Genomic DNA, 26,581 nt, shown 5'->3' on the forward strand with positions numbered 1-26,581 from the left:
AAATTCAGAACCGATGGGCCCAATCTCGCATTCCGATGGACATGATGGTCCATGGTTGTTCAATTAACCTGTTCCATGCGCGGCAACAGATATCGATGATTTGTTCGTAGGATTTGAAGACCCGGTTTGACAGCCAGTTATCCCTGATGAACTGCCATAGGTTCTCGACCGGGTTCAATTCGGGAGACCTCGGTGGCAATGGGAGAAGGGTAATGTTGTTGGGAATGTCGAGTTTGCCAGATGTGTGCCAGCCAGCCTGGTCAAGGATGACAACGGCGTGGGCTCCCGGAGCGACTTGCGACGAGATTTCCTGAAGATGCATTTGCATGGCCATGATGTTGCACTTGGGAAGGACGAGCGCAGCACCGACACCCCGTTCCGGGCAGATGGCCCCAAATATCCATGCTGACTTTGTCCGCTGATCCTTGGGGGCCCGCGGCCTTGTCCCGCGTTTTGCCCATCGCCTTGTGATCTTGGTCTTTTGACCCACACGCGCCTCGTCCTGAAACCAAACCTCTATCGGGGTGCCGCTTTCAAGCTGATTGCCGATTTCCGCCAGTTCGGCTGGGAAGCTTTTTTAAAATCCTCGACGGCAAACTCGTTTTGCGCCGGATGCTGCGGCCGGGCCGTCAGACGCCGATAACCCGCATTCTTCAGCTCCCGCGATACGGTACGCTCGTCAACGACAATGCCAAATTCAGACAGGATCCACGCAGCGAGATCCTTCAAGCGCCAACGTACCACTGCATCCACCGATGGATACGGGCCTCGTTCGACAATCTCGATCAACGCACGACGCTGCTGCTCGTCAAGTTTTGAGGGGCGACCTGACTTGGGCGTATCCTTCAGACCATTGGGACCAGAAGCATTGAAACGCAGCACCCAATCGCGAATGATTTGGAGCGTCACTCCGCCAATATGAGCTGCGTCCGAACGGCTCCCCCCATCATAGATCACCGCCAATGACAAAAGGCGACGGGTCTGTTTGGCGTCCCGGCACACCCTCGCCAACCGGCGAAGGGTACAACCGTCAAAGTCATCTCGAAGCGGTATCGCGGCTCCCATGGCAAACTCCCATCGTTTGCCATCTGGAATCATATTCGCAACAAAACCGGAAGCCCAAATATGAGTCACTTCATCTGACGTTTGGTATGATATCGCCACCAACGCACGTAAACCTTCTATATCTAGTCGCTAAATCATTCAAAATTTCTATCGCCTTATCACAATCATTCATTTGAGTAATTGAATACCTGACCTCTAATGGTTGGAAAAGCGGAAAATGGAGTCTCTTTCGTGACACATCTTGTTAACCAACATGCAATCATCAACGGCACGCGTATCGCGCACGGCATACACGGAGATGGCGCGCCTGCTGTTTTGCTTCACGGTACACCGTCATCCTCCTATATCTGGCGTAATATCTTGCCGGCCCTTGTTGGGACTGGTTACAAGGTTCACGTTTTTGACTTGCTTGGATACGGTCTATCCGAACGACCACAAGATCCCGCAATTGATACCTCCGTAACGGGTCAGGTAACTATTTTGGAGGGCTTATTGGACGTTTGGGGGCTCCATGACGCCCACATCATCGCACACGATATTGGCGGCGGTATTGCACAAAGATTTGGTGTTCAGTCACCGGAACGAATGCGCAGTCTGACCATGATCGATGTCGTTAGTTTCGACAGCTGGCCCTCTAAACGTACGCATGAACAAATGCAGGCCGGACTGGAAAAACTGATCAAAGCAAACGATGTGGAACATCGCGAGCATTTCCGCGAGTGGCTATACTCGACGGTCGAAAACAAAGCAAAACTGGCCGAAACAGCGATAGAGACTTACCTCAACTTTATTTGCGGTCTGGTCGGACAAGGCAGGTTGTTTCAGCACCAAGTAATGCACTACGACCCAAAGCACACAGAAGAGGTTGCTCCTCGTTACGCCGAACTTGGCAAAAAACCAGTACAACTAATTTGGGGCGCCGATGACGCTTGGCAGGTCGTTGATTGGGCGCACAAACTGCATGAAGCAATTCCTGGTTCAGAGTTGCACGTACTCGAAAATTGCGGTCATTTCTCAATGGAAGACCAGCCGGAAAAATTTCAGCCTTATTGGCCGATTTTCTGAACAGGAATGAGTAACTGAGGCATCAAGAGCTGGCTGATGGAAAAAACTGAAGGGCGGCCCGTCAAAAATAGATGAGGCCTGAACTTCACCAAGCCTATTTCGCTCGCCACTCCTTCATCCCATGGCTTCGACCATGGGATCTACTCCGTAATGTTTCCTGACAGTAGTAGTTTGAAGCGGAACGGGATGGATGTCATGATCAAGTCATGGCGAGGCGCATTGAGGCGACTTTAAGCGGAACCAAAATCAAAAAGCACCTGCTTGAATCATAACTTCAAGCAAGTGAATCTGCTTATCAGCATCAGCACATAAACAATTGGCAAAGTTAACCAATCAGCATTTCCACCGAGTCACACATTGGCAAACAGATCGGTCAGAAACGTCTCAACAGCCTCAGCGAAAACGTCATTCTTGTCGCCCGCCACCATGTGGCCGGCATCCTTGATATCGACGAACTTCGCGTGAGGGACGAGCTGCAAAAACTCATCGACATATTCCTGTGAGACCAGTTCTGAATTACGCCCACGCACCAGCAAGACCGGAAGTTTGAGCTTTGCTGCAGCCGCCACCAACTCGTCCTGAACCAGCTGACGATCATCCGGATTAACGCGTTTTGAGCCCTTGATGAATTTCGGGTCCCAATGCCAGCGATATCGCCCATCGTCATGAAGACGCAGGTTCTTGGAGAGGCCAGACAGGTTTTTTGGCCGGGTGCGATTTGGGATGTAGCTGGCAATCGCATCCGCCGCTTCTTCCACAGATCCGAACCCGTCTTCCAACTTCTTGGCCATGAAACCGACGATCTTTTGGACCCCGCCCATATCCATGCGCGGAGTGATGTCGACCAGAACAAGAGCAAAAAGCACGCCGGGCTCAAAAGTCCCTTCCGACAAAATTCCCGCTAGACCGCCAAGTGAGGCACCAACGAGTACAGGCCGCGCACCATTACGCTCCTTGATCTGCCGGGACACCTCGACAAGGTCCTTGCCAAAGTCGTGGAAATTATAATTTCCAGACGGCACCCATTCACTTTCGCCGTGGCCCCGCTGGTCCATGCAATAAACAACATGCCCAAGCGCGGCGATCCGTTCTGCCGCCGCATCCCAGGAGTGCCGGGTTTGCCCGCCGCCATGCAGCAAAAGCACCGGACGGCCGTTTTCTCCCACCTGATCCGCGATCAAGGCGTTGCCCTCAGCCCCTGTGAAGGTCACTGTTGTGCGATTCATGCCTTCACGCCCTGCTCAAGAAATCCAGAACACCCTGCTTGTAGACCTTGTCGCCAACAGCGACCATGTGATCGCGGCCGGGAATATCCAGAACGTCAGCATTCAGCATCAAATCGGCCAATTGTTGGGCAGACCCGGCAATGTCGTCCTTGGTCCCAACCGCCACCAGAGCTGGAACAGCGATCCCGGAAACTTCCTCTTCAGAGATTTTTTGACGAGACGAGCGCATGCAGGCGGCAAGGGCCAAACGATCGGAGCCGGTCTGCTCGGCAAAGGCACGGAACGCACGGCCCGTCCGGTCAGAGATATCCTGAATGCGGTCGGTCTCCAGCGCACCGGCGATCGGTTCCGGATCGCCAATCCCGCTGATCATTCCATAGCCCAGCCCGCCAAAAATCACCCGCCGCACCTTTTCTGGATGCTTGAGGGCCAGAAACGCACTGATCCGCGCGCCCATGGAATAGCCCATGACATCGACCTGATCGAGGCCCAGATGCTTGATCAGCTCATACGCATCTTCGGCCATCATCGGCGCGCCATAGGCGTCAGGGTCATGAAACTTGATGCTCTCGCCATGGCCGCGATTGTCTATGGCGATGACGCGACGACCGCTTTTCACCAGTGTGTCGACCCAACCGGGGTAAACCCAATTCACCTGCTTGTTGGAGGCAAAGCCGTGGATTAAGAGGATCGGCTCCCCTTCGCCTTCATCCAGATAGGCCAGATCGATACCATCATAGCTAAAACGCGGCATACCAAAGATAACCTTTACGTAAACGGAAAACTCAATTCATCCCAGCTTACGCCGTGACGACCTCAGACGCAAAATCTTTCCGTCTTTGCGGCTCAACAGCACAGCTTCGCACGCAGGGGCAATATTACGCAGCAATCCCGGTGTGAAACTTCGCCTGCCCCCTACCCAAGCACTGGCGAAAGAGCTATGTTCCGGCACAAATACCAATCAAGGCAAAGGGGTTCGGCCCATGGCGGATCAGGTTGTCCCGCATTTCCAGAACACGAGCGGGCATGAATCGGTGGCGATTGGCGCGCGTGAATTCATGTGCATTGGCGCACGCCCGCCCTTCGACCATCCGCATGTCTTTTTGGACATGGGCACAGAAAACGAAATTGTGTGCCCCTATTGCTCGACGCTTTTCAAGTACGACAGCACCCTGCAGCCAACAGAATCCTCACCGGCTGATTGCAGCTGGACCCCAGCTGCCGCCTGATAGGCTCAAGATAAAATGCCTGAACGACCAAAACGGGCCTTTCCAGTCGTCATCTCTGGCGCTGGCATTGGAGGCCTGACAGCTGCGCTCGCACTACACGATGTGGGTTATGACGTTTGCCTTTTGGAAAAGGCTCCGGCACTGCTCGAAGCGGGCGCAGGTCTTCAGCTTTCTCCGAACGCCTGCTCCGTGATAGAAAAACTCGGCGTTCTGGATGATCTCGTGGCAAAAGCCGTCCGGCCTTCCAAAATCAATATTCGAAGCGGCAAAACCGGCAAAACTGTGGGCCAAGTTCCCCTTGGCGATAGTATTGTGGAACGCTATGGCCACCCTTATCTGGTCCTTCACCGCGCAGATCTACAGGCAACACTTCTGCAGCATGTGCAAGACCGTCCCGGCATCGAGCTTCGGCTCGGCTGTGAACTCCACGATCTTGAATTTGGCGATACCGACCACGTGACTTGCCTTTACCGCACAGGCAAAGACATTGATGCAGTTGGTACCAAGGCGATTATCGGCGCAGATGGTGTGTGGTCAAAAACACGCTCCTTCATTCCAGAGCACAATCATCCCAAATCGACCGGACAAACCGCCTACCGAACCACCATCCCGATGAAGGGACTTCCCACAGCCTATCATGACCAGACGCACCTCTGGCTGGGGCGCAATGCCCATGTGGTGCACTACCCCGTTTCATCTGGAAATGAATTGAACATCGTGGTTCTGATTGAAGAACACTGGCGTGAAAAAGGCTGGTCTGCCCCAGCTGACGCCAGCATGGTCAACGCTGCGCTTAACGGTTGGTCCCCGGAGCTCCTTAGTCTCGTCGAACGCTCTCCGAAATGGTTGAAATGGGCCCTGTGCGGCGTAGATGCCAATGGCCCTTGGAGCCATCGCAATTTGACCCTCTTGGGCGACGCCGCCCACGGCATGTTGCCTTACGCGGCCCAAGGAGGTGCCATGGCAATTGAAGATGCCTTTGTGCTGGCCCGCACCCTGAAAAAAACGAACGGTGACGCGCATTCTGCCTTCCGCATCTTTGAAGCGACGCGAAAGGAGCGGGTGAAGAAAGTTCAGACCCTCGCCTTCCGGAATGCCTCCATCTATCACATGGGTGGCCTCATGGCCCTCGCCCGCAACACCGTTATGGGCATGATGCCCCCTCAAAAAATGCTTTCCCAGATGGATTGGATCTACAGCTGGAAAGCTGAGGTTTGAGCCCTTCCCCGTAGACTTGACCTCTTGAGCCAAACAGCAAGCTGGGCTAAAGCCTTGCACACTTTACCGCACAGGAGTTGGCATGGCCGAAGAACACCCGAATGGAGAGGTCACAGCAGCGTTTCTCGTCATTGGTGACGAAATCCTGTCAGGGCGCACCAAGGACAAGAATATCGGCTTTTTGGCCGAGTATCTGACGGCTGTCGGGATTGACCTGCGCGAGGTCCGTGTCGTTCCAGACGAACAGGATAAAATCGTCAGTGCCGTCAACGCCTTGCGCAATGAATATACCTATGTCTTTACCTCCGGCGGCATCGGCCCGACCCATGATGACATCACGGCGGACAGCATAGCTGCCGCATTCGGTGTCTCAATCGGTGTCGATCCGCGCGCCCGCGCCATTTTGGAAGATCATTACCCGGAAGGCCAGCTGACCGACGCCCGGCTGAGAATGGCCCACATTCCGGCCGGCGCTGACCTTATCGAAAACAAGGTGTCCAAGGCCCCGGGCTTTCGCATTGGCAATGTGCATGTGATGGCCGGTGTGCCGTCCATCATGCAGGCTATGGTCGACGCGATTGTTCCGACTTTGAAAACCGGACGGAAAATCCTGTCCCGCACTGTCGATGCTGATCTGCCGGAGAGCCGATTGGCACAGCGCCTCGGTGAGATTCAGGCTGACTATCCGGACACGATGATCGGCTCCTATCCCCGCGCCAAGGATGGCCGGTTCACCACACAAATTGTCATTCGCTCCCGTGATGAAACCCCATTGGCCAATGCAACGGCAGCTGTGGAAGCAGCTGTGGTTGAAGCCTCAAATCAGACCGCCTGAAAAGGACCCTCCATGGAAAACCCAGCTCAAGACAAAGCATTTCCCGTATCCTGGGACATGTTCCACCGCGACGCGCGCGCCCTTGCCTGGCGCTTGAAAGATCAAGGTCAGTGGAAGGCGATTGTGTGCATCACCCGCGGCGGTCTTGTTCCCGCCGCCATCGTCGCGCGTGAGCTGGGCATTCGCACCATCGAAACGGTCTGCATTGCCTCCTATCACGACTATGAAAACCAGGGAAAACTGGAAGTCATCAAGCCAGTTGACGGCAACCTGATTGATCTGGAAGGCGGCGAAGGCAACGGCGTTCTGGTGATTGACGATCTGGTCGACACCGGAAAGACAGCAAAAGTCGTTCGCGAAATGCTGCCGAAGGCGCATTTTGCCACCGTTTACGCGAAACCGGTCGGTTGTCCGATGGTCGACACCTTCGTCACCGAAGTGTCTCAAGATACTTGGATCTATTTTCCGTGGGATATGGGCTGGCAGTTTCAGCCGCCGCTCTCCCGCGACACCAAAGGCTAAGTCTCGACCACTCAGTTTAAAAGGCGGCTCTGCGGGGCCGCTTTTTTGTTGCGCGACTGCAACACCGGCAAAGGACTCGCCCCTTATACAGGCTCTTCACCAATTGGTGATGGGTCCGCCCCCTTTCCGGCACATTTCGCGTGTTAGGGGGCATGAAACGTTAACGCTGTCGCCCTATCTCTGATAAGGGCGTCCTCGACCGATACACTGACTTTCTGGGACCCTTGATGCTTACTCGCCGCCTGTTTCTTGTTTCCGGCACCGCAGCTCTTTTGGCTGGCTGTGCCAACTCGCAACGCCAACTTCCAGTCGGCGTTCAGGCGAACCCAAACGCGAAACGCATCGATCCTGAATATTTGACCATGTATCGCGCCATGCCAGAGGAAAAATTTCCGATCCCGGCTGTGGACCTGAAAGATATCGACCCCGTCTATTTCCGTCAGCTTGTTGATTACACCGCTCCAGAGCCGGTGGGCACCATCATCGTTGATACGCCCAACCGCTTCTTGTACCTGACGATGGAAGGCGGCAAAGCCATGCGCTACGGTGTTGGCATTGGCCGTGCAGGTTTTGAGTGGGGCGGAGCTGCCCGCATCGCCTACAAGCGCGAGTGGCCAACCTGGACACCGCCCGCGGAAATGATCGAGCGCCAACCGGAGCTGGAAGAATTCCGCAATGGCATGGCACCTGGCATTGAAAACCCGCTCGGCGCACGCGCGCTTTATATCTTCGAAGGCGGCCGAGACACGCTGTATCGTGTCCACGGAACAGCAGAAACCTGGTCCATCGGGAAGGCTGTCTCCTCGGGCTGCGTGCGGCTTTTGAATCAGGACATTATCGACCTATACAACCGTGTGCCGAACAACACGCGTATCGTCGTTCGTCAAACCTGATCTGGATCAGAACTCAAGTGCGACAGTCCGGTTCACCTCAATGGCCTCGGGTGTGACACTGCACCCAACAGCATAAGCCTCAACACCAGCTGCCTTTGCGGCTGCAAACGCCGCAGCGTAGTTCGGGTCAATATCCGATGCCAGAGACAGCCGGTCGCAATCAGGTCGCTGGACCATAAACACCATGGCCGCGCGGTGCCCTTCTGCAACCATATCCGCCAATTCACCCAGATGTTTGGCCCCACGGGCGGTCACAGAATCTGGAAACTCAGCCAATCCGGCTTGCCGCATCAAATGCACATTTTTCACCTCCACATAGGTGGTGCTGTGCTCGCCGCCTTCTAAAAGCAGATCAATGCGGGAATTCTTGCCGTATTTGACTTCCCGGCGCAGCGTTTCAAAACCGTTCAACTCGGAGATCTTGCCCGCAACAAGCGCCTCCTCCACCAGCTTGTTCGGATAGGCCGTGTTGATGCCGACAAGCGCTCCATCCGCCTCGATGATTTCAAACGAGTACTTTAGCTTGCGCTTCGGTTTGTCCGATTGTGACACCCAGACCTTTGAACCTGGCTCCTTGAGGCCAAGCATAGACCCCGGATTGGCGCAGTGTGCGGTAATCTCCTCCCCGGTTTCATCCAATACAATATCAGCCAGAAAACGTTTGTAACGCTTGACCAAATGGCCAGTTTTTAACGGAGCAGGAAATTTCATCGAAGACCCATAAAGAGGCAAAGACAGCAGAAGGCTCAGCGCGACCAGAAATCCGGATCGAGCAGCACGAGAACGGTGAAAAGCTCAAGACGGCCCATCAGCATCGCAAAGGACAAGAGCCATTTCGCCCCTTCAGGCAAAGGTGCAAAATTGCCGGACGGACCAATGACCGGACCAAGCCCCGGTCCGACATTCCCAACCGATGTGGCGGCAGCAGAAACGGCAGTTACCAGATCCAGCCCGAAGAACGACAGGGCCAGCGTGATGATCCCGACCGTGCCGAGATAAACCACCAGAAAGGCCAAAACGGAGAAAGAAAGCTCGGGTGTCAGGCGCGTGCCGCCATATTCTTCCGACATGACTCGGTGCGGACGCACCATCCGGCGCAGATGGGCCCGCACCGTGCCGAAGAACACCAAAAACCGAAAGATTTTGATCCCGCCTGTGGTTGAGCCCGTGCACCCACCGACGAACATCAAGAGTAGGGCAATGCCGATAACCGGCGGGCCCCATTCCGTAAAATCTCCCAGCGCATAACCCGTACCCGTCACAACCGAAATCACGTTGAATGTCGCCTTGAGCAGCGCCTGATCCAGTGGGAAGTCCATTTCCACACCGAGATAAATCGTCAGCGTAAGTGAGACGATCGCCAGAAACGCAATCAGGACACGGACTTGGGGGTCGTGCCAAAACAGCAAGGGTTGTCCGCGGAGCGCCTGAATAATCAACACAAACGGCAATGCGCCAATGACCATGAATACCACAGCCACCCAACCGGAGGCCGGGTTGGTGAAATAGCCAAAGGAGAGATCGTGCGTGGAATAGCCACCCGTCGCAATGGTCGTCAGGGCATGGTTGAAGGCGTCAAACAGGTCCATGCCGGTTGCGAGATAGGCAACAATGCACAGCACAGTCAAAAACAGATAGGCCAGCCCGATCAGACGGATCAGCTCCACGGAGCGGCTGACAATCTTTTCCGAGCGGTCAGAGCTTTCGCTTTGAAATAGCTGCATCCCACCAATACGCAGGAAAGGCAGCAAAACGATTGCCATAACGATGATGCCGACGCCGCCCATCCACTGCATGATCGACCGCCAGATCAGCAACCCTGGCGGCAGATAATCAAGGCCGGACAAAACCGTTGACCCGGTTGTCGTAAACCCGGAAACCGCCTCAAAAACAGCGTCCGCATAGCCGATTCCAAGCCATAGAAACGGCAGCGCGCCAAAGGCTGGCAAAGTAGCCCACGCAAGCGTCGTCAAGACAAAGGTCTGCCGGGTGTCCAACCCCTTTTCCAGCGATCCACCAACGGAAATCGACAGCAGCATCCCAAGCAGTCCAGTGAAAAGCGACGAAAAAACAAAAGCCTGCCAGTCCGGGTTTTTCAGCGCGACATCCACAATCGCAGGAATGAGCATGGCGGTGGCCAAACCGACATACAAAAAACCGAGAACATTGAGGACGGGTCGAAAAGAGATCAAATCTGTCTCGTCAGGTCACAGCAAGAGTGCAGGCAACCGGGCAACATACTGCCGCACGGTTGAATCGCAGACCTTTCCTACCCTGTTTCAGATTTTTTTCAATGCTGGAAAGCACGATACCCAGATCCGCGTCTTTGCGACCGCTTAACCCGAGAGATCACTTAACTTGCTCAATTCACCGAACATGAAATAGTTGCTCACAGCCATTCATCAACCTAAAATACATTCAACAAAAAAGAACAAGATAACTTTAGGTAATTTGTACATTAATACTATTGACCAATAGAAATACTCCTTTAAGGGGACCGCATTGTCTTTTTATAGGAGAATTTTATGTCTACTCCCTCGAACATTGAACAGTTCGAATTCAAAGGAAACGCGAAGGAATGGTTTGGCATTTGGATTACCAATGTCCTCCTTCCATTGTAACCCTCGGAATATACTCGGCTTGGGCCAAGGTTCGCACTAAGAAGTACTTCTACCAAAACACCTATGTCGCAGGCCGTAACTTTGACTATCACGCCACAGGCAAGCAAATCCTGATTGGCCGGATCATCGTCATTGCAGCGCTACTGGTTTATTCCTTCCTCAACGCAGCAAGCCCGGCCCTCGGTGGGATATTGGCCTTGGTTCTCCTCGCGTTACTTCCTTACCTTCTTGTGCGCAGCGCGAAATTCAATGCCCGCAACAGCAGCTGGTCGAATGTTCGCTTTAATTTTGATCAACCCATGGGCTACGCCTACAAGGTCTACCTGCTTTACCCGATCCTGATGGCGCTGACGCTCTACACCACACAACCTTTCTGGGCGCGCTCCACCAATCGCTTTGGAATCGGCGGTCATCGTCTTGGCAAATCCCGCTTCACTTTCGACAGCGGCATCGGGCCATTCTATGTGGCAGCCATTTCGGCTGTAGTCATTGCCGCCATCGGCTTCGGGTGCTTCTTCCTGCTTGCCTCTGGCCAGACCAGCTTTATCAGTGCGCTTGAAAGCGATGTCCCGAACTTCGAAACTGATCCAAAAGCCATTTTTGCTCTGGTTGTTTTGATCTTCTTCTTCGCTGCAGCTCAGGTCGTCTACCACGCGCTGATCCGCAATCATGTCTTCGGGCACAGCAAGTTGGATAACCACAAATTCCACTCCACAATCTCGGCAGGTAGCCTGCTTGCAATTACCCTCACAAACCTTGTCATGGTTGTGTTCACGCTTGGCCTTCTGCTGCCCTTTGCGCAGATTCGCATGCACCGGTACCTGGCTGAAAACACGTTTGTGGAACCTCATGGCTCTATCGATGCCTTTGCCGGTGAAATCATTGCCGACAGCGGAGCAATTGGCGACGCCTATTCCGACATTGAAGGCGTTGACCTCGGCATCGCCATTTAATGCGGTCCAACGGCAAAACGAAAATCAGGGGTCGGGCCTTCAAGCCCGGCTCCTCTGAAATGTTTGAGGCGGAGCTCGTCTGTTGGATCAACAGCTCTGAAGTGCTTCTTTTGCGCGAAGATGACCGAACGCTTCTCACGCGCTGCCCGGCCAATGCAATTGATCTTGGCCATGTCGTCGGGTCCGGCCCTGTCAACGTAACATTGGCTGATGGCTGGTTGTTCCAGACAGATGATCACGACATCACCATTTTGTTGAACGAGAGCGGCCTCAGTCGCAATCTACGCAGTTGGGAGGCGCTCCGCCCCCGGCTCGTTTCCGTGGTGCTGACAACCATCGTCTGCACATGGCTGTTATGGAAATATGGCCTCGGCATTCTCGTGTCCATTGCCATTGCCCTCACCCCGCCGCCGGTTATCAACGCCATGGACTATTCCGCCATGCAGACGCTGGACCGGTTGCTGGCAGACGAAACAGAACTCAGCGACAAACAGCAGGACAAGGCCCAAGGCATATTTCTGGATTTGGTCCGTGAGCTTCCCGCTGATCAACGGGATGGATTTGAGCTGCATTTCCGCAAGTTCCCGGAGGAATTTGGGCCCAACGCCTTCGCACTACCCGGCGGGACGGTGGTTTTAACAGACGCCTTGGTCAACGAATTTGCTAAGGACGATGATGCCATTGCCGGTGTTTTGGGCCATGAAATCGGGCACAAGGTTGAAGCCCATGGCATGCGCCAGATCTACCGCTCACTATCCGTCTACTTCCTGATTGCGCTGATTGCCGGAGACACCGGCCCCTTGCTGGAAGAGTTTTTGCTGGAAGGCCAACTTCTCCTGCAATTGTCCTTTTCCCGCGATCATGAACGCGCTGCCGACGATTTTGGCCTCACCTTGATGTCAAAGGCCGGCTACGACCCGGAAGGCCTCAAACGCTTCTTCGCAGCCCTGGAAAAATACGACGGCGACAGCGACTGGTACTCCACCCACCCCCTCAGCAAGGACCGCGTGGACTCCATCGAGAATTTTATTGAGTCAGGAGAGTATCGGTGAATTGGGCGGCAATCAGCCCACAATAAGACATAAGCGGCAAGAAAGTTTGGTGCAGATGAGAAGAAGGATTTAGAACGCTTTTCATCGCCCGATCTTCTGGATGAGCTGGTGGATATGACAGCTCAGATCTCTGATGATCCCGTCATTCATGACGCCCTTGCCGCTCTTGATTCTGATGCGCCTCTGCCATCAAAGCGTCAATCACCCTCACCTTTCCAAGGACCGCGCCCATGAGCGGTTCTGTGAAGGTGAAGCCCAAGCGTATGGCTCCGTTTCCACTGCGCTTGACTTTAGGTGAGCGCAAAGAGCTGGAACGCCGTGCCGGTGAGATGGCCTTGGGGGCCTATATCAAAGCCGTCTTGTTTGCTGATGGTGTCAAGCATCGCCGCCGTGGTGCACGGGCTCCGGTCAAGGATCATGTCATTCTCGCCAAAGTGCTGGCCTGTCTTGGATCAAGCGGGCTGGTGGAGAGTCTGGAGCGTTTATCCAAAGCTGCCGAGAGCGGTGTCATCCAATGGGATGCCGATGCGCCCGCAGCGGTGCGCAAGGCCTGTGAAGACATTGTCCTCATGCGCTTGCTCTTGATGCGGGCTCTGGGCTTTCAGGTTGATGAGGACGCACTCTCTTCATCCCTGCGCCAGAGTTTCAATCAGGCGGCTTGTGATCCTGACCGGGGTTTGGAGGAGTGATGCCATGATCCTTAAAGGCTCACAGCGCGGTGGGGCAATCAATCTCGCCGATCATTTGATGAATGACCGCGAGAATGATCATGTCACCTTGGTTGAAGTGCGCGGTTTTGTTGCCCGTGACCTGCATGGCGCATTGGCGGAAGCCTATGCCATCTCCAAGGGCACAAAATGCGAGCAGTTTTTTTTCTCGCTGTCTCTCAATCCTCCCAAAGAGATTGTTGCCTCGGAACAGGATCTGATTGATGCGGCCAATCAGGCCGAAGAGAAGCTCGGCCTGCACAACCAGCCCCGTGCCATTGTGTTTCATGAGAAGGAAGGTCGTCGCCATGCCCATGTGGTGTGGTCTCGCATTGATGGGATCTCCATGAAGGCCATTCCGCTTCCGCATTTCAAAAACAAGCTCATGAGTCTTGCGCGGGATTTGTATCTTGAGCATGGCTGGGAGCTGCCCGAAGGCCTGCGCCGCGATGGTGGCAAGTCCCCCTTGAACTTCACCCTTGCCGAATGGCAACAGGCCAAACGTCTGAAGCTTGATCCGCGGGAGATCAAACAGAGCTTTCGCGATGCCTGGGATCGATCTGACAGTGCCAAGGCGTTTCAGCATGCGCTGGAAGACAAAGGCTATTTCCTTGCCAAGGGTGACAGGCGGAGTTTTGTTGCGCTTGATATTCATGGCGAGGTCTTCTCTGTCCCCCGCATGCTTGGGATCAAAACCAAAGAGGTCAAACACAAGCTGGGTGATCCTGAGAGCCTTGCAAGTGTCGATGACACCAAGAGCGCGATTGCTCGCAAGGTCACCGATCATATCCATGAGTATATTGAACAGGTGGATGCCAAGCATGATCAGGACATGCAGCCGCTCACCGATCAAAAACTATCCATGAGAGCAAACCACCGCAGTGAACGCCAGCACCTCAAAGCCAAACAGCAGGAGCGCGAACAAGCGGAGACGCGCGCCCGCAATGCCCGTATGACCACAGGCCTGCGCGGTCTTTGGGATCGGGTCTCGGGCAATCGCGCCAAGGTGCAAAAGCAAAACGAGCAAGAGGCTTGGCTTGCTGCCAAGCGTGATCTAAAGCAACGGGATGAGCTGGTCAAAGCGCAAATGCTGGAGCGACGCAAGATCCAGCTTGAGCTCGACAAACTCCGGCGTAAACACATCAAGGATCGACAAATCCTCTACCGCGATATCACTCAAGCCATGCGGATGAGTGATCAAGTTGAGCGCATGCAAAGGCAAGACAAAACACGCGATCACAGCCGCGAGTATCGAGGGCCAAGTCTGTAAGACTGGGATGAGTTGAATTACATCACCTCAGTAGAGTTCATAACATTCAGCCAATACCGCGTATAGCGCCTTTCACCGGTCTTGATGAGAGCGCCTTTTTCAACGAGATCGGCCAAATCGCGGGTTGTTGTTGGCCTAGTGGCGCCTGTAATTGCCATGTAATTATCAGCGCTCAGCCCGCCCTTGAACCCTTCAGGGCCTTCACGGAACATCCGTGCGATGGCTTTTTCTTGCCGTTCATTCAAGTGTTTGCGAAGCCTGTCATACAACTTTGTTTTTGCGATTAAAAATTCAATCAGCCGCAATGAATATGACTGCGCTTCCAATATGGTATTGGCGAAGTAAGCAATCCAGTCTTGAAGATGAAGCGTCTTGTTCGAGCGCTCCAAATTCCCGTAGTAAGCCTTTTTCTTGGATTCAATGGCATAGGACAGCGCAAGAAGCGTTGGTTGCCCAAGATTTTGAGATAAGGCTTTTTCAGCAATCGCCCGCCCAATGCGACCGTTTCCGTCTTCGAATGGGTGAATAGATTCAAAGTAAAGATGGGCAATGCTGGCACGCGTGAGCGGTGACATGCTTTTACTGGTGTTAAACCAGTCAATAAAGCGCTCCATTTCCAAAGCGACGCTGGATGATGGCGGGGCTTCAAAATGTATTTTGGGAGCATAATCCGCACCAGAGACGATTTGCATCGGCTCGCTATGGGTTCGATATCGCCCAATATCGTTGAGATCTGTACGTCCTCTTGTCAGCATTCCATGCCAGTCAAAAAGCATTTTATCCGATAGCGGTTCATCATAAGTCTGATAGAGAGCCGTCATCATGAGGGCGATACCTTGCTCTGCAGGAGTTGCACGCTTGGCCGTTGTATCCAGACCAAAGTTGCGCCGAAGAGAGGCTTGAACGGAATCCCGATTGAGGAACTCTCCCTCAATGGCAGAGGTTTTAATCGCCTCTGTGCTGATCAGATCGATGATAAAGTCATCTTTGTCCTTGGAAGTGATATGCCTGAGAGCGCCAACAACCACGCCAGATTGTTTTAAAAAATCAGCTTCCAAATCTGTCAATGCACTCTGATCATAGGTAAAGCTGGGCCAATCAGGGTGCTGCCAGTTCCATTGCATGCGTTATAGGGCTCCTTTCTATAACTCATAATACCATTATTTTGTGATTTATAGAACAGGTTTCTATCAATCATCCGCGTTCGCCATGGGCGCGAGGATTGGGATAACACGACTACTCTTGCCGATTAGGGTGGGCTTACCCCGATTACCCCTGATCTTACGCCTGACCTTCTGACCAAAATGCTCTTCTTGGAACGGGTTGTCACTTCCGTTCATCTAAGGAGAAGAGTATGACGGACAAACCCAAAATCCCTCGTATCAACGGGGGTTCATTTCCACCATCGGCATTCCTCAAGAACAAAACAGAACGGTTTATCACCGGGCTGTTCCTTGGGCTGTTTGGTATGATCATCGCAGCGCAAACAGGCGTACTCGATAGTCTGCTGCATACACGTCTGGGGCATTATGCGCCGGACCTGACAATGTACCGTGTCAGCGTTGTTCTCATATCCGGGGCGATCGGCTTTGTCATTGGCTGGCTGATTGTCCCTGCCAAAGATCCACTGCGCCAAGTGACACTTGGCGTCATGCTGGGTGGACTAATCGCCGTGATTATTCTTGATCACGGCCAACTGGGATGGATGGGCGCGGCCATCGGGAGCGCCATTGCGTTCGCTGTGGGTGTTCACTATTGGACCGGCGGTTTGATGGATAAGATCCGCCAAACACCCAATACATTTGGGACAGCTGCATGGGCGACCATCGCTGAGCTGATGCAGGCCAGTGTCCTCACACTGGAAGGCTTTGTGCTGGGATATGTGCAAGACCCATCATCCCAAACATCCGAGCCACTGTCTTATACAGGCGTGCGTCATCTTTTGACCATTGCCTCGAACAGATCGGGCAAAGGCACAAGCGCCATCATCCCAAACCTACTGCGCTATGCAGGATCGGTTCTGGTCGTTGATCCCAAGGGGGAGAATGCGATGATCACCGCCAAGTGCCGCAAGGCTCTGGGTCAGGCGGTTTATATCATCGATCCTTGGGGCATCACCGGCATGGCAGCGGCCTGCTTTAATCCGCTTGATTGGCTTGTCGCGGGCGATGTCGATATCTCTGATAATGCCATGTTGCTCGCCGATGCCATCATCATGGCCTCAGGGGGTGATGAGCGGTTCTGGGATGAAGAAGCCAAGGCCTTGTTGCTGGGTCTGATCCTCTATGTCGCCTTGAGCAAGGATGAGGATGGGCGTCGTCATTTGGGGCGTGTGAGTGATTTGCTTTTGCCGGATGGCGCAGAGCTCAATGCACTGTTCAAAAACATGCTAGCCTCCCCCAATCATGTGGTCCGCTCCACCGGGGCACGCTGCTTGCAAAAAGAAGAAAAGCTGCTCTCCAACGTCATGGCTTCTGTCCAAGCCCAAACGCATTTTCTGGATAGCCCACGCTTGCGCGAAAGCCTGTCCCGTTCGGATTTCCGGTTTGAGGATCTGAAGACCAAGGCAATGTCGGTCTATCTGGTCTTGCCAGCCGACAAGCTGAACAGCCATGAGCGGTGGCTGCGTTTGTTGATCCAGCAGGCCTTGACGGTCAATGCCCGCAACATCGAACAAACACCGGACAAGCCCGTCTTGTTCCTGCTTGATGAAATGCCCGCCTTGGGCAAGCTCACCATGGTTGAACAGGCCTTTGGCTTGATGGCGGGCTTTGGCATTCAGATCTGGGGGATCTGCCAGGATCTCAGCCAGTTAAAACGGATCTATGGGGATGGCTGGGAGACCTTTGTCTCCAATGCAGGCATGATCCAGTATTTTGGCTCGCGCGATAACATGACGGCGGAGTATTTCTCCAAGCTGTGCGGTGTGACCACGGTCTGGGATGTCAGCACGGCCCTTGCGCGGGCAATTGGTGTCTCAAACGGTCAGCATACGAGCCATTCCAGCACAACCACCGACACGGAGAGCGTGTCGGGCAAGCAGCGCAAACTGGCCTATGCGGATGAGTTGATGCGCCTGCCCGACGACCACCAGCTTGTCTTTATCGAGAATATGAACCCGATCAAGGCGTGATCCTCCCCCTTTGAAGTGGTCCATCGTTATGTTTAGGAAAACGGAGGATCAACATGGCTACGAAACGTCACAAGCCAGAAGAAATTGTCTCGAAGTTGCGGCAGGTTGAAGTCCTTGTCGGCCAAGGCATGCCGCGCATTGATGCCATTCGGCAGGTTCGTATCACCGAACAGACGTATTACCGGTGGCGAAAGCAGTATGGTGGGATGGGAACCGACCAACTGAAAGAACTCAAACGCCTTCAGAAAGAGAACGAGCGGCTGCGCAAGGCAGTGTCTGACCTGACCCTGGACAAGTTGATCTTGTCGGAGGCCGCAAAGGGAAACTTCTGAGCCCCGCCCGTCGTCGAGCCTGCATCAATCACATTCGTCAGCATCTCGGCGTGTCAGAGCGCCGAACCTGTCGTGTTCTGGGTCAGCACCGGTCTACGCAGAGGAAACCTCCAGCAGGGCGTGCTGACGAAGAACGTCTTGTGGCGGATATGATCGCACTCGCCCGTGAGTTTGGCCGTTACGGTTACAGGCGTATTGCAGCTCTGCTCAGAGATGCTGGTTGGCATGTGAATGACAAGCGTGTTGAGCGGCTGTGGCGACGAGAGGGGCTGAAAGTGCCAATGAAACAACCGAAGAGAGGGCGGCTCTGGCTGAACGACGGATCATGTGTCCGGCTGCGGCCAGAGTATCCCAATCATGTCTGGAGCTATGACTTCGTGCACTGCCGAACCAATGAAGGAAAAGCGTTCCGGACACTGAACATCCTGGACGAGTATTCCCGAGAGTGCCTGGCAATCCGGGTGAAGCGAAATCTGAACTCCACCGACGTGATTGATGTGCTAACGGATCTCTTCATCCTGCGAGGTGTTCCAGCCTACATCAGATCAGACAACGTCCTATATTCGGAATGACTGGCTGCTTTGGCATCAGGTCATTGTCGTGCTGAGCATTCTCGGCACGTTTGAATTTGCGTCAGTTTGGCTTTTTGATCAACAACATGTCTCTCCCATAACAAACACAGAGTACGCTTTTGCGGCTCTCACCGTCCTTAAGACGAGATCTCTCTGTCGTTGAGCAGAAGGCCTGAACATTATCTACGAGGTCGAATGTTCGCCTCTACGGCCCTGTCAGAGAAGGGTCCTTCTGCCGTCGATCATCCCTCAAAGAAGGGACGATAGGGTTCGCCGCGTTTGATGATCCCGTGTACGGTGCGGGCCATCTTGGCAGCGATTGCGGTATAGGCCTTTCGGCGCAAATGGGTGTTTTGTCGATCCTTGGCGATGTAACGTTCGAACTTGTCGCGGAAGCTGTTGGTCTTTTGCAGGATGGCAACCTGACCAGCCATCCAGAGAGTACGGCGCAATCTGGCATTGCCATATTTTGAGAGTTTGGTCTGGCCTCGGAAAGTCCCGGACTGGATCGTTGCGAGGTCCATCCCGCAAAACTTCAGAAACTGGCGGTGATGTTGAAAGCGGCGCAGGTCACCGGCTTCTGCCAATATGGTCAGGGCGTTTATCGGACCAATACCAGGAATGGATGTCAGCAGCTGATAGTCCGCATTGTTCTTGAGCAGCTCAACGGCGCGGTCCTCAATCTGATTACGCTGCGCGATCAGACCACCTCCCTCCGCGAGAACCATCCGGAACATCCTTACAGCGTCAGAATCTGGGGTAATTGGTAAGCCGACGGAGGTTTTTGCAGTCTTATAAATGTCTGCAAGCAAACGCTCTTTTGAGACCTTGCGGCCAACGACCTCCCAAGCATCGGCAATGAAGGCCTTTTGTTCCATGGCCGAGATAAAATGCGGCGAAGGATACCGCTCGAGGAAGGCAAAGAACCAATCACTGCGCGAACTGCGATGAAAGCGTTCTGCCTCGGGCCAATACAGCGGCAGGTAATGGGTCAGAACCCGATGCCAAAGCTCGGTCTTCGAGCGCGAGACGATGTCGTGGGTTTTGGAAAGTTCCTGAAGATCGTTCGTGCCGCACAGCATGGGGTCGTGGTAGAACTGCTCGTTCCCGATCTGCATCATGTGCAGGATGACCTGGGCATCCTTTGGATCGTTCTTGTCCCAACTGTTGTTCAAAGCCTCGCGGGTGCGGGCCAAAGCAACGGACGACACCAACTTGACTTCGAACCCTGCGCGCCCGAGCCGGTAAGCTAGGGCGCGATGGTAATTGCCCGTTGCTTCAAAAGCCGCGCGCACAGGACGACCATAGTCCAAGAGCGCCGCGATCAAGCGGTTAAAGTCGTCGAGCTGGTTCAACACAGTCAGACGGCGGCGGCGTTTTTTACCCGGAACAGCAATCAAAACTTCATGGCGAGCTTTTGCGATGTCGATCGCAACCAAAACAGGCTCGGTCTGTGCAATATTGGCATCGGTCATAGTCGGTCTCCCTTGCAGTGTGGTTTGTTGCAAAACCACTGTAGGGACCTGAGACCCGGCTATGATCACCTTCTGCGCTATTTGGTGGCTGCGCAGGCAATCATAGCCTCTGAAGCAGTGTCATTCCGAAGGTGTTATGGGCCGGAGTTCATTGCTCAGGCAGTCAGGGACTGGATCAACGCTGTGGGTGCAAAGACCGCGTACATCGAACCAGGTTCGCCATGGGAGAACGGATACTGCGAGAGCTTCAACGCCCGCCTCCGAGATGAGCTACTCAATGGTGAAATCTTCTACAGCTTAAAGGAAGCACAAATCCTGATTGAACAATGGAGGAAACATTACAATACCAAACGCCCACACAGCGCCTTGGGCTACCTACCACCGGCACCAGAAACCATCGTCCGGATGGACCAAAGCCCAGTCATGCACTAACAATCAAAACGGACCACTCAGGTGGGGCTGATCACGAAAGCCGTTGTTTCTGTTTGTTTGCGCCGCGCCAGATATGACATTCCGCACAAGATTTGAAACGATAGCGATTTCGATGTCCGTTGTTAGGCATTCCAAAAAGAACCGCAAAAGATGCTCGGGATCATCGACGTGTTTTGCGATGCGAACGACGGCAATCCACCCTGAATTTGTCGATCTTTCCAGGAACTTCTCCAAGAGTGGCAGGAAATAGGCAGCCTCTTTAGGCGCTGTATCGATCAACTTATAAATTTTGTTTTCGCCGTAATGGTGATCATTCTCACCTTCGCGGTCATAGCAGACGTCAGGATCATGAATATCGGTTGCCCAAACGCTGCTGTAGTAATGGATCAGTTCCAACGGATCAGTCGGGAGAAGCTCGTCGTAATATGCGCGAAGCCGTTGTTGGTAGTCTTCATCGGCATCGTTTCTATCAAAATAGAGCCAATCATTAACTCCGAGTGCCGCCTTATGCCATCCGGGATAGGCTTCGCGCAGGCGTGCGATCATAGCCTGTAAGTCGTCAAGTAAAACGGCATTGGAGAAAAGGCTTCTCAAATGCTAGCCAATAGTATTTAGCGCCGTTTGATGGTTGGGATCATTGGTATCAATGGCAATTTTCTCAAGGCGTGACAAAGCCGCTCGATAGTAATCAAAAATCTCTCCGTGTATTGTGGGCTGCCAATCCTGCAAAGCTTCTCCGGCTCCGATATGTTCCGAGCCTCCAGACCGAGAAAAATGCCTCGTTTCGAGCATGCGATTAAGCGCATCAACGCAGAGTTTCCGTACCCGTTCATCGGCATCGGCTAGTCCGTCATCCAACACAACGAGCTTTTCCCCAGGCGTAGCTTCTGTTCCCGATAGGTAAAGCTGGAAAAGGCCTGTGAATTGACCAGAGGCATTGTTCGACCAGTCTTCGTTTTCCGCGGCACCGAGCTTCAGCAACAACCTGGCTGCCACATCAAACGTCTGACGGCGAAAAACCAGTTTCTCGAGTGCCCATATCGTATTTCGTCGGCCTGTTTCAAAAGCTACGAGTTCGTCGATAGTCTTTCCGGAGAGCAGCCTATTCAGGTGCTCCATTGTTGCGTCAGGCGCAAGGTGGACAAAACGGTCGAGAAGCTCTGAGCCAAATTCACTGTCAAGAGCCGCCTCATCAGGCAAAGCCTCAGAAAGCAGAGCATGACCGAAATTCGATACCTTATCTGACCAGGACATCCAGCGTAGGCGTCCAACCATCCTCAGCTTCATTTCTTCGCTGAGAGAGCGGAACAAGTCCTCTAAAGTCCCCGCAGGGTTGCTTTCGAGCCACTGATTTGACAAGCGCATCGCTAGCGGAAGCGGCTGCACCTCGCCATAATCTCCCTGACGAAAAAGGACGCCGCGCTCGGCAAAGCGCTGCAATTCGTTGAACAATTGTCGTGCAGCCTTGCCGCAAAAAGCTGCTATCTCCTCGAGTTCATCTGCGGCATCGTTTTCCATGCCAACGATTGTAAAGAGACTCAGAAGCTGCAAGCTTTCAAAGGCTGACTGATCTACTTCATGCTCACCCCACACGATCCGCGAAATCAGGGTCTCGACCGAGCTCAGTTCTTCGTCTCCACCTTCCAAAGCACGGGATGCGAATACCGCCATCCTTGGGAAACCTTGCGACAAGTCGCGGATCAGGGAAGCATTCCGTTCGCTGACCTGTTTGTTGGTTGCCTCGGCAATATGGCCGATCAATTCATTTGACGCGGCATTGAGCTCAACAATCAGGTTGCGGCGCATGCCTTGCGCCTTAGTCTCAACGCCTATCGTTATGAGATGGCAGCGGGAGCCGTCCCGATGGACGGTTTCACTCAGCTTCGTATGGACTTGATCCGGACAATCATCGACAACCAACAGTGTGCGAGATCCGGTATCGGTAATTTCGCGCGCTATATTCGGAAGCCGATCTTTAACGTCCTCGTAGAGACAATAGATAATCTGGCTCTCGCTCAAGACATCTTGCGGCAAAGCAGTTTGGCTTGCGATGAGTTGGTGGACGAGGCGCGTTTTTCCAAATCCTGATGGTCCGATTATGCGAACGGCATTTCCTCGTGTCGCGAGGAAAGTGGATATGACTTCCTGGATTTCATCAAAGGATTTTTCCTCTGCAACCGCGGCATCGTCGTTTTGCCAGGTTTGAATTTCCGCCCCTTTGGCAGTAAACCGTGTGTCGCCGTTTTGCTGAAATTCAATTTCAGAGATTTCAGGTGTGCGACTCCAATCCTCGAAGGTTTGAAACCCACCGAGATGAACGTCACGCAGCAACGCGTTGAGCCAGAGCGCCACCGACGGATGCGTATTCGTCCATGCAGCTAGTCTGTTGCAATCATAAATTTGGATCGAGGATAGCAGGGAAGGATCGTTACCGGTGTCTATTATCCCTTCTTGAATAGCTTTAACACGACGGTCGACGATTGTGCCGACAACCGGAGTTGGCGTTACGATGACATAACCACCACTCTGCGAAATGGCTTCCTCTAGAGCTTCGCTAAGTTTTGGCTCGTCGGAACCTTGCGAGGGCTTCGTCTGCGTTTCCGCTTTCAGACCAGCTGGAGAGGTTACTCCCTTTTTACATTGAAAAATCGTGAAACCGCTTGGCAACCAATCGGTCTCATTCGGTCCACCTGACCATGAAACACGAGCATCATCACCACCGTCAGCGATAGTTATCTGCGCTGGGGCTGTACCGGATCGTAAAGGAATAGAATTTTTGTTGAGTTCAGCACTGATGAGACGACGAAGGAGGTCGACGACCTGATGTTCATCCAGCCGTTTAACTTGATCGGAATTAACCACAAAAATCATCTTAAAATACCTAGAGCTGAGAATATAGAACACCTCAAAATTGAAGAATCAGCCATTGCAAGCAAGCGAGTGTAGACATCGATTCACAGAATACTCTTACCGATGAAACCGCGCCCCGGTAATCGGCGGATTGGACACGTCCGGCACGTCGCAAATGTCGGTCTTGCCCAAAACTGCATCATCCCGACCACCGCATTAGCCGCGTCATGCGCCTCCAGTTCGCCCCGCTTTGTACGCTCATGCCAAGCGCGCTTGCGGGTTTCGACAAAACGCCGGGCAGCGACCATGGCTTCGCAGTAAAGCTTCGGATCACGTTTAAAGACTTCCGCCGCAAACGCCTGAGGGGCGACATTTTCCCGTTGCATTCTCTTTCCCCTTTTATCGCTTCACCTTTCGCCGCCTTCGCCGCACGTCCGGCCCGCTTAAACTGTCAAACAGCCCGGCATCAAACGGCAATTCGATTTTTTGAAGTTCCTTGTGCCGGTAGGCCAGCGACCCACCGTCGCCATAGTCAGGCCGTTTAAGCGCATGGCCCATCAAAAGACAGCGCAGCTCATAATCAAGATGCGCTTCCTTCATCCGGCTTTCAAAGGAATGGCGAAGCGAATAGACCCGGTGACTGGCAGACGGCAAAAGATCCATGCGCCGCAAATGCTTCATCGCCGTTGCCGAGAAATTGGTTTCCTTGTCCCGGTAACGCGCAAAGCCGTCCGGCGCGCGTTTGAACGCTTCCAGCGCCACGCCTATCAGCGGAATTTGCCGAATGCTGGATTCCGTCTTGATTGCCCTGTCTTCCCGAAACCGGATTTCAATGAAGGGGATTTCGGCGTCCAGATAGATCTGGTCGCCCGTGATGTTGCAAAGCTCGGACGGGCGGCACCCGGTCTCAATCAGACAGAGGAAAAGAAGCGCCGCTTCCCGGTTTAAACCGTCAAAGGCAACCGGCACCAAGAACCTCTCGCAAATCCAGCTCACGGCAAATGGCGGCACGTCCTACTTCAGCGCTTTCGGATCGCGGAAGGAAAGGTTCCTAAACGGGTTTTCCCGCGTATCTTCGCCAAGGCGGCGATAATATTCGCCGTAGATCCGGCGCATGTTGCCAATGTCCCGGTTGGCGGAATTGCCGGAAAGCCGTTTCTGACCTCGTTTACCCTTGGGACCGCCGGTTACCCGCTTCTTCCACCAATCGTAAAAGGCCAGCGCATCTTCGCGGGTAATCGCGGCTAAATCCTTATCTCCCACAACCTTGATGAAATTCGCCGCCGCCCGGCGTTTGACCTTCCTGTAATTCTCTTTCTGGGTTTCGCTCTTGCCCGTCAGCTCGTCCGGCGCGATTTCATCCAGAAAGATCTCCAGCGCCTTGGACACTTTCACCGATGGCTTGGGAGCCGTGCCCAGCAAGGCTTCGGCATCCGATTGCAGCGCCAGCTCCGCCCGCGCTTTCCCTGCCCCCTGCGCCGAACGTCTTTCCAGCGCTTCCAGCCGTTCCAGAACATCGTCCAGCGGCGCTTGGGTCAAAAGGTCATGGGAAGACTTCCAGACAAATCCGAGCGCCAGCGCCCGCTTTTGGGCCGATACATACCGCGCCGTTGCCGGATCAATCGCCGCTCCAACGCCAGCGCCACCCGCACCGCCCACAACACGCGACGACGCAACGCCCATGAGCGAAGCCCAATAAAGCGAATCCGCTTCCTCCATCGCATCCCGCCGCACCCGCGCAACGTCCAGCGATTTTGTCTTGAGAGAGATTTCCAGAGATGACCGATTGACCAGAGACCGAACGTCCACCGGCACTTGCCGCCGGTAATACCAGGTGCCGGAACGATGGCACTTCAGGAACCGATCCTTGTCACGCACCCCGTTTTCCTACACGCAATTGGGGTAAAAACTGGGGTAAATATTGGGGTAAAATCCGCCAAAACGTCAACGAAAAATTCGTGACATTCCAGATTAACTAATGATTTCAAATGGATACAATATGGGTAAATGGTGCGGACGACGGGACTCGAACCCGTATGACCGAAGTCGAGGGATTTTAAGTCCCTTGCGTCTACCAGTTTCGCCACGTCCGCTTCGCGCTCTTGCCTAGCTTCTGAAACGACGTTTCGCAAGTTCCTTTGCTTGGTCCAAGTCACTTTCCCGCATCTTTTGCCAAAAGCACTGGAAATCTGAAACCGGGCTTTGTATCTGATAGGGTAAGAAACAACGGCACCCATGTAAGCGGCTTGTCATTTTGGCAGGCTGTGCCCCATCCAGAACCAAAGCGCAAAGACAAATCATGGTCTCCTATATTGATGCTGCCGAGGCACCCTTGAAAAACACCGGTCAGGTGCGCCTGTACGGTCCGGAAGATTTTGAGGCCATGGAACGCGCCTGTCAGTTGACGGCAAAGTGTCTGGATCTGGTCTCAAACATGGTCGAGCCGGGCGTAACAACCAAGGCGATTGATGATTTCGTCTTTGAATACGGCATGGACCATGGCGCGGTGCCGGCGACGCTGAACTATCGCGGTTATACCAAATCGTCCTGCACCTCGATCAACCACGTTGTCTGCCATGGCATTCCGAACGAAAAGCCCCTGCGTGAGGGCGATATCATCAATGTGGATGTAACGTTGATTCTAGACGGCTGGCACGGCGATTCCAGCCGGATGTACCCGGTCGGGCAAATCAAGCGCGCAGCTGAACGGCTGATTGATGTCACTTACGAATCTCTCATGCGCGGAATTGCTGCGGCAAAACCTGGCAACACAACAGGCGACATTGGCGCGGCTATTCAAGCCTATGTGGAAGCTGAACGCTGCTCGGTTGTCCGGGATTTTTGCGGACACGGTCTCGGGCTTTTGTTCCACGACACGCCCAACATTCTGCACTATGGCCGCCCCGGGGAAGGCGTTGAGCTAAAGCCCGGCATGATTTTCACCATCGAACCGATGGTCAATTTAGGTCGCCCACATGTGAAGGTCCTGAATGACGGCTGGACCGCTGTGACCCGAGATCGTTCATTGTCAGCGCAATTTGAACATTCCATCGGCATCACGCCGGATGGCTGTCAGATATTCACCACCTCGCCGGGTGGCCTTCATAAACCCGGCTTCGACAACGTCTAAC

Annotated in this window: 23 protein-coding genes, 1 tRNA gene and 3 pseudogenes; 14 read left to right on the top strand and 13 right to left on the bottom strand. The window is 53.7% G+C overall.

Going from position 1 to position 26,581, the window contains the following annotated elements; genetic code table 11:
* Positions 1 to 4: 4 nt before the first annotated feature.
* A protein-coding gene (locus TRICHSKD4_RS29550; RefSeq protein ID WP_085979595.1) for an IS630 family transposase occupies positions 5 to 1,065 on the bottom strand; the annotation gives its coding sequence in 2 pieces (ribosomal slippage) (positions 5 to 573 and positions 573 to 1,065; 1,062 coding nt in all).
* A 231-nt stretch (positions 1,066 to 1,296) separates the two neighbouring features.
* Between TRICHSKD4_RS29550 and TRICHSKD4_RS18630 the strand changes: the two genes are divergently transcribed.
* Positions 1,297 to 2,130, top strand: a complete 834-nt coding sequence (locus tag TRICHSKD4_RS18630; RefSeq protein WP_040617227.1) for an alpha/beta fold hydrolase — start codon at positions 1,297 to 1,299, stop codon at positions 2,128 to 2,130.
* 350 nt (positions 2,131 to 2,480) lie between these two features.
* Here the strand turns inward: TRICHSKD4_RS18630 and TRICHSKD4_RS18635 are convergent, their stop codons facing one another.
* Positions 2,481 to 3,356, bottom strand: a complete 876-nt coding sequence (locus tag TRICHSKD4_RS18635; protein ID WP_009468465.1) for an alpha/beta fold hydrolase — start codon at positions 3,354 to 3,356, stop codon at positions 2,481 to 2,483.
* A 4-nt stretch (positions 3,357 to 3,360) separates the two neighbouring features.
* The gene (locus TRICHSKD4_RS18640) at positions 3,361 to 4,110 is read right to left on the bottom strand and encodes an alpha/beta fold hydrolase (protein WP_009468466.1); all 750 of its coding nucleotides are present in this window, start codon (positions 4,108 to 4,110) and stop codon (positions 3,361 to 3,363) included.
* A gap of 229 nt (positions 4,111 to 4,339) precedes the next feature.
* Between TRICHSKD4_RS18640 and TRICHSKD4_RS18645 the strand changes: the two genes are divergently transcribed.
* The 5 genes from TRICHSKD4_RS18645 (at position 4,340) to TRICHSKD4_RS18665 (ending at position 8,053) form a co-directional block, all read left to right on the top strand.
* Positions 4,340 to 4,585: a zinc-finger domain-containing protein gene (locus TRICHSKD4_RS18645; protein WP_040617228.1), complete on the top strand. Its 246-nt coding sequence runs from the start codon at positions 4,340 to 4,342 to the stop codon at positions 4,583 to 4,585.
* A 15-nt stretch (positions 4,586 to 4,600) separates the two neighbouring features.
* Positions 4,601 to 5,803 (top strand): FAD-dependent monooxygenase, encoded by a 1,203-nt coding sequence (locus TRICHSKD4_RS18650; protein WP_009468468.1) that lies wholly within the window; start codon positions 4,601 to 4,603, stop codon positions 5,801 to 5,803.
* Positions 5,804 to 5,885: 82 nt separating this feature from the next.
* The gene (locus TRICHSKD4_RS18655) at positions 5,886 to 6,638 is read left to right on the top strand and encodes a molybdopterin-binding protein (protein WP_009468469.1); all 753 of its coding nucleotides are present in this window, start codon (positions 5,886 to 5,888) and stop codon (positions 6,636 to 6,638) included.
* Between the two features lie 12 nt (positions 6,639 to 6,650).
* Complete coding sequence (gene gpt, locus TRICHSKD4_RS18660; protein WP_009468470.1) at positions 6,651 to 7,160, top strand: xanthine phosphoribosyltransferase; 510 nt, start codon at positions 6,651 to 6,653, stop codon at positions 7,158 to 7,160.
* Between the two features lie 227 nt (positions 7,161 to 7,387).
* Positions 7,388 to 8,053 (top strand): L,D-transpeptidase, encoded by a 666-nt coding sequence (locus TRICHSKD4_RS18665; protein WP_009468471.1) that lies wholly within the window; start codon positions 7,388 to 7,390, stop codon positions 8,051 to 8,053.
* Positions 8,054 to 8,059: 6 nt separating this feature from the next.
* On the opposite strand, the gene sfsA is transcribed toward TRICHSKD4_RS18665, so the two are convergent.
* Together sfsA and TRICHSKD4_RS18675 are read right to left on the bottom strand one after the other, a co-directional pair.
* Positions 8,060 to 8,764: a DNA/RNA nuclease SfsA gene (sfsA, locus tag TRICHSKD4_RS18670; RefSeq protein WP_040617105.1), complete on the bottom strand. Its 705-nt coding sequence runs from the start codon at positions 8,762 to 8,764 to the stop codon at positions 8,060 to 8,062.
* 35 nt (positions 8,765 to 8,799) lie between these two features.
* Positions 8,800 to 10,245, bottom strand: a complete 1,446-nt coding sequence (locus tag TRICHSKD4_RS18675; RefSeq protein WP_009468473.1) for a TrkH family potassium uptake protein — start codon at positions 10,243 to 10,245, stop codon at positions 8,800 to 8,802.
* 386 nt (positions 10,246 to 10,631) lie between these two features.
* Between TRICHSKD4_RS18675 and TRICHSKD4_RS18680 the strand changes: the two genes are divergently transcribed.
* From TRICHSKD4_RS18680 to TRICHSKD4_RS18695, 4 genes are all read left to right on the top strand, one after another.
* Entirely contained in the window at positions 10,632 to 11,627 is a 996-nt protein-coding gene (locus TRICHSKD4_RS18680) for a YjgN family protein (RefSeq protein WP_009468474.1), read from the top strand.
* Between the two features lie 59 nt (positions 11,628 to 11,686).
* Positions 11,687 to 12,679, top strand: coding sequence for a M48 family metallopeptidase (locus TRICHSKD4_RS18685; RefSeq protein ID WP_168157049.1), 993 nt, complete (start codon positions 11,687 to 11,689; stop codon positions 12,677 to 12,679).
* Positions 12,680 to 12,909: 230 nt separating this feature from the next.
* Positions 12,910 to 13,368, top strand: a complete 459-nt coding sequence (locus TRICHSKD4_RS18690; RefSeq protein ID WP_050763474.1) for a hypothetical protein — start codon at positions 12,910 to 12,912, stop codon at positions 13,366 to 13,368.
* Positions 13,369 to 13,372: 4 nt separating this feature from the next.
* Positions 13,373 to 14,656, top strand: coding sequence for a relaxase/mobilization nuclease domain-containing protein (locus TRICHSKD4_RS18695; RefSeq protein WP_009468478.1), 1,284 nt, complete (start codon positions 13,373 to 13,375; stop codon positions 14,654 to 14,656).
* Positions 14,657 to 14,673: 17 nt separating this feature from the next.
* Here TRICHSKD4_RS18695 and TRICHSKD4_RS18700 read toward each other — a convergent pair whose 3' ends face one another.
* Positions 14,674 to 15,780, bottom strand: coding sequence for a Fic family protein (locus tag TRICHSKD4_RS18700; protein ID WP_009468479.1), 1,107 nt, complete (start codon positions 15,778 to 15,780; stop codon positions 14,674 to 14,676).
* 230 nt (positions 15,781 to 16,010) lie between these two features.
* Here TRICHSKD4_RS18700 and TRICHSKD4_RS18705 point away from each other — a divergent pair, with 230 nt between their 5' ends.
* Positions 16,011 to 17,789: a type IV secretory system conjugative DNA transfer family protein gene (locus tag TRICHSKD4_RS18705; protein WP_009468480.1), complete on the top strand. Its 1,779-nt coding sequence runs from the start codon at positions 16,011 to 16,013 to the stop codon at positions 17,787 to 17,789.
* Positions 17,790 to 17,842: 53 nt separating this feature from the next.
* A pseudogene (locus TRICHSKD4_RS29555) lies at positions 17,843 to 18,675 on the top strand (IS3 family transposase); the annotation flags it as partial.
* Positions 18,676 to 18,909: 234 nt separating this feature from the next.
* Here TRICHSKD4_RS29555 and TRICHSKD4_RS18720 read toward each other — a convergent pair.
* Positions 18,910 to 20,168, bottom strand: a pseudogene (locus TRICHSKD4_RS18720) (IS110 family transposase).
* A 138-nt stretch (positions 20,169 to 20,306) separates the two neighbouring features.
* On the opposite strand from TRICHSKD4_RS18720, the pseudogene TRICHSKD4_RS30345 reads away from it, so the two are divergent.
* Positions 20,307 to 20,600, top strand: a pseudogene (locus TRICHSKD4_RS30345) (transposase); the annotation flags it as partial.
* Positions 20,601 to 20,603: 3 nt separating this feature from the next.
* On the opposite strand, the gene TRICHSKD4_RS18730 reads toward TRICHSKD4_RS30345, so the two are convergent.
* From TRICHSKD4_RS18730 to TRICHSKD4_RS18750, 6 genes are all read right to left on the bottom strand, one after another.
* Positions 20,604 to 21,146 carry a hypothetical protein gene (locus tag TRICHSKD4_RS18730; protein WP_009468484.1) on the bottom strand — a complete coding sequence of 181 codons (543 nt, stop codon included), beginning with the start codon at positions 21,144 to 21,146 and terminating at the stop codon, positions 20,604 to 20,606.
* A 51-nt stretch (positions 21,147 to 21,197) separates the two neighbouring features.
* Positions 21,198 to 23,471, bottom strand: coding sequence for a hypothetical protein (locus tag TRICHSKD4_RS18735; protein ID WP_009468485.1), 2,274 nt, complete (start codon positions 23,469 to 23,471; stop codon positions 21,198 to 21,200).
* Between the two features lie 83 nt (positions 23,472 to 23,554).
* Positions 23,555 to 23,836, bottom strand: a complete 282-nt coding sequence (locus tag TRICHSKD4_RS18740) for a hypothetical protein (protein ID WP_009468486.1) — start codon at positions 23,834 to 23,836, stop codon at positions 23,555 to 23,557.
* 13 nt (positions 23,837 to 23,849) lie between these two features.
* Positions 23,850 to 24,461 (bottom strand): tyrosine-type recombinase/integrase, encoded by a 612-nt coding sequence (locus tag TRICHSKD4_RS31280; protein ID WP_009468487.1) that lies wholly within the window; start codon positions 24,459 to 24,461, stop codon positions 23,850 to 23,852.
* A 3-nt stretch (positions 24,462 to 24,464) separates the two neighbouring features.
* Positions 24,465 to 25,328 carry a DUF6538 domain-containing protein gene (locus TRICHSKD4_RS31285; RefSeq protein ID WP_009468488.1) on the bottom strand — a complete coding sequence of 288 codons (864 nt, stop codon included), beginning with the start codon at positions 25,326 to 25,328 and terminating at the stop codon, positions 24,465 to 24,467.
* Positions 25,329 to 25,458: 130 nt separating this feature from the next.
* A tRNA-Leu gene (locus tag TRICHSKD4_RS18750) sits at positions 25,459 to 25,543 on the bottom strand.
* Between the two features lie 206 nt (positions 25,544 to 25,749).
* Here TRICHSKD4_RS18750 and map point away from each other — a divergent pair.
* Positions 25,750 to 26,580 carry a type I methionyl aminopeptidase gene (gene map / locus TRICHSKD4_RS18755; RefSeq protein WP_009468490.1) on the top strand — a complete coding sequence of 277 codons (831 nt, stop codon included), beginning with the start codon at positions 25,750 to 25,752 and terminating at the stop codon, positions 26,578 to 26,580.
* Position 26,581: the final 1 nt, after the last annotated feature.

Source organism: Roseibium sp. TrichSKD4, assembly GCF_000148725.1.
Classification (GTDB): domain Bacteria; phylum Pseudomonadota; class Alphaproteobacteria; order Rhizobiales; family Stappiaceae; genus Roseibium.

Coding starts and splice junctions, on each gene's coding strand:
- TRICHSKD4_RS18635 (WP_009468465.1), bottom strand. CDS start 3,356: ATGAATCGCACAACAGTGACCTTCACAGGGGCTGAGGGCAACGCCTTG.
- TRICHSKD4_RS18640 (WP_009468466.1), bottom strand. CDS start 4,110: ATGCCGCGTTTTAGCTATGATGGTATCGATCTGGCCTATCTGGATGAA.
- TRICHSKD4_RS18645 (WP_040617228.1), top strand. CDS start 4,340: ATGGCGGATCAGGTTGTCCCGCATTTCCAGAACACGAGCGGGCATGAA.
- TRICHSKD4_RS18650 (WP_009468468.1), top strand. CDS start 4,601: ATGCCTGAACGACCAAAACGGGCCTTTCCAGTCGTCATCTCTGGCGCT.
- TRICHSKD4_RS18655 (WP_009468469.1), top strand. CDS start 5,886: ATGGCCGAAGAACACCCGAATGGAGAGGTCACAGCAGCGTTTCTCGTC.
- gpt (WP_009468470.1), top strand. CDS start 6,651: ATGGAAAACCCAGCTCAAGACAAAGCATTTCCCGTATCCTGGGACATG.
- TRICHSKD4_RS18665 (WP_009468471.1), top strand. CDS start 7,388: ATGCTTACTCGCCGCCTGTTTCTTGTTTCCGGCACCGCAGCTCTTTTG.
- sfsA (WP_040617105.1), bottom strand. CDS start 8,764: ATGAAATTTCCTGCTCCGTTAAAAACTGGCCATTTGGTCAAGCGTTAC.
- TRICHSKD4_RS18680 (WP_009468474.1), top strand. CDS start 10,632: ATGGTTTGGCATTTGGATTACCAATGTCCTCCTTCCATTGTAACCCTC.
- TRICHSKD4_RS18685 (WP_168157049.1), top strand. CDS start 11,687: ATGTTTGAGGCGGAGCTCGTCTGTTGGATCAACAGCTCTGAAGTGCTT.
- TRICHSKD4_RS18690 (WP_050763474.1), top strand. CDS start 12,910: ATGAGCGGTTCTGTGAAGGTGAAGCCCAAGCGTATGGCTCCGTTTCCA.
- TRICHSKD4_RS18695 (WP_009468478.1), top strand. CDS start 13,373: ATGATCCTTAAAGGCTCACAGCGCGGTGGGGCAATCAATCTCGCCGAT.
- TRICHSKD4_RS18700 (WP_009468479.1), bottom strand. CDS start 15,780: ATGCAATGGAACTGGCAGCACCCTGATTGGCCCAGCTTTACCTATGAT.
- TRICHSKD4_RS18705 (WP_009468480.1), top strand. CDS start 16,011: ATGACGGACAAACCCAAAATCCCTCGTATCAACGGGGGTTCATTTCCA.
- TRICHSKD4_RS18730 (WP_009468484.1), bottom strand. CDS start 21,146: ATGATCGCACGCCTGCGCGAAGCCTATCCCGGATGGCATAAGGCGGCA.
- TRICHSKD4_RS18735 (WP_009468485.1), bottom strand. CDS start 23,471: ATGATTTTTGTGGTTAATTCCGATCAAGTTAAACGGCTGGATGAACAT.
- TRICHSKD4_RS18740 (WP_009468486.1), bottom strand. CDS start 23,836: ATGCAACGGGAAAATGTCGCCCCTCAGGCGTTTGCGGCGGAAGTCTTT.
- map (WP_009468490.1), top strand. CDS start 25,750: ATGGTCTCCTATATTGATGCTGCCGAGGCACCCTTGAAAAACACCGGT.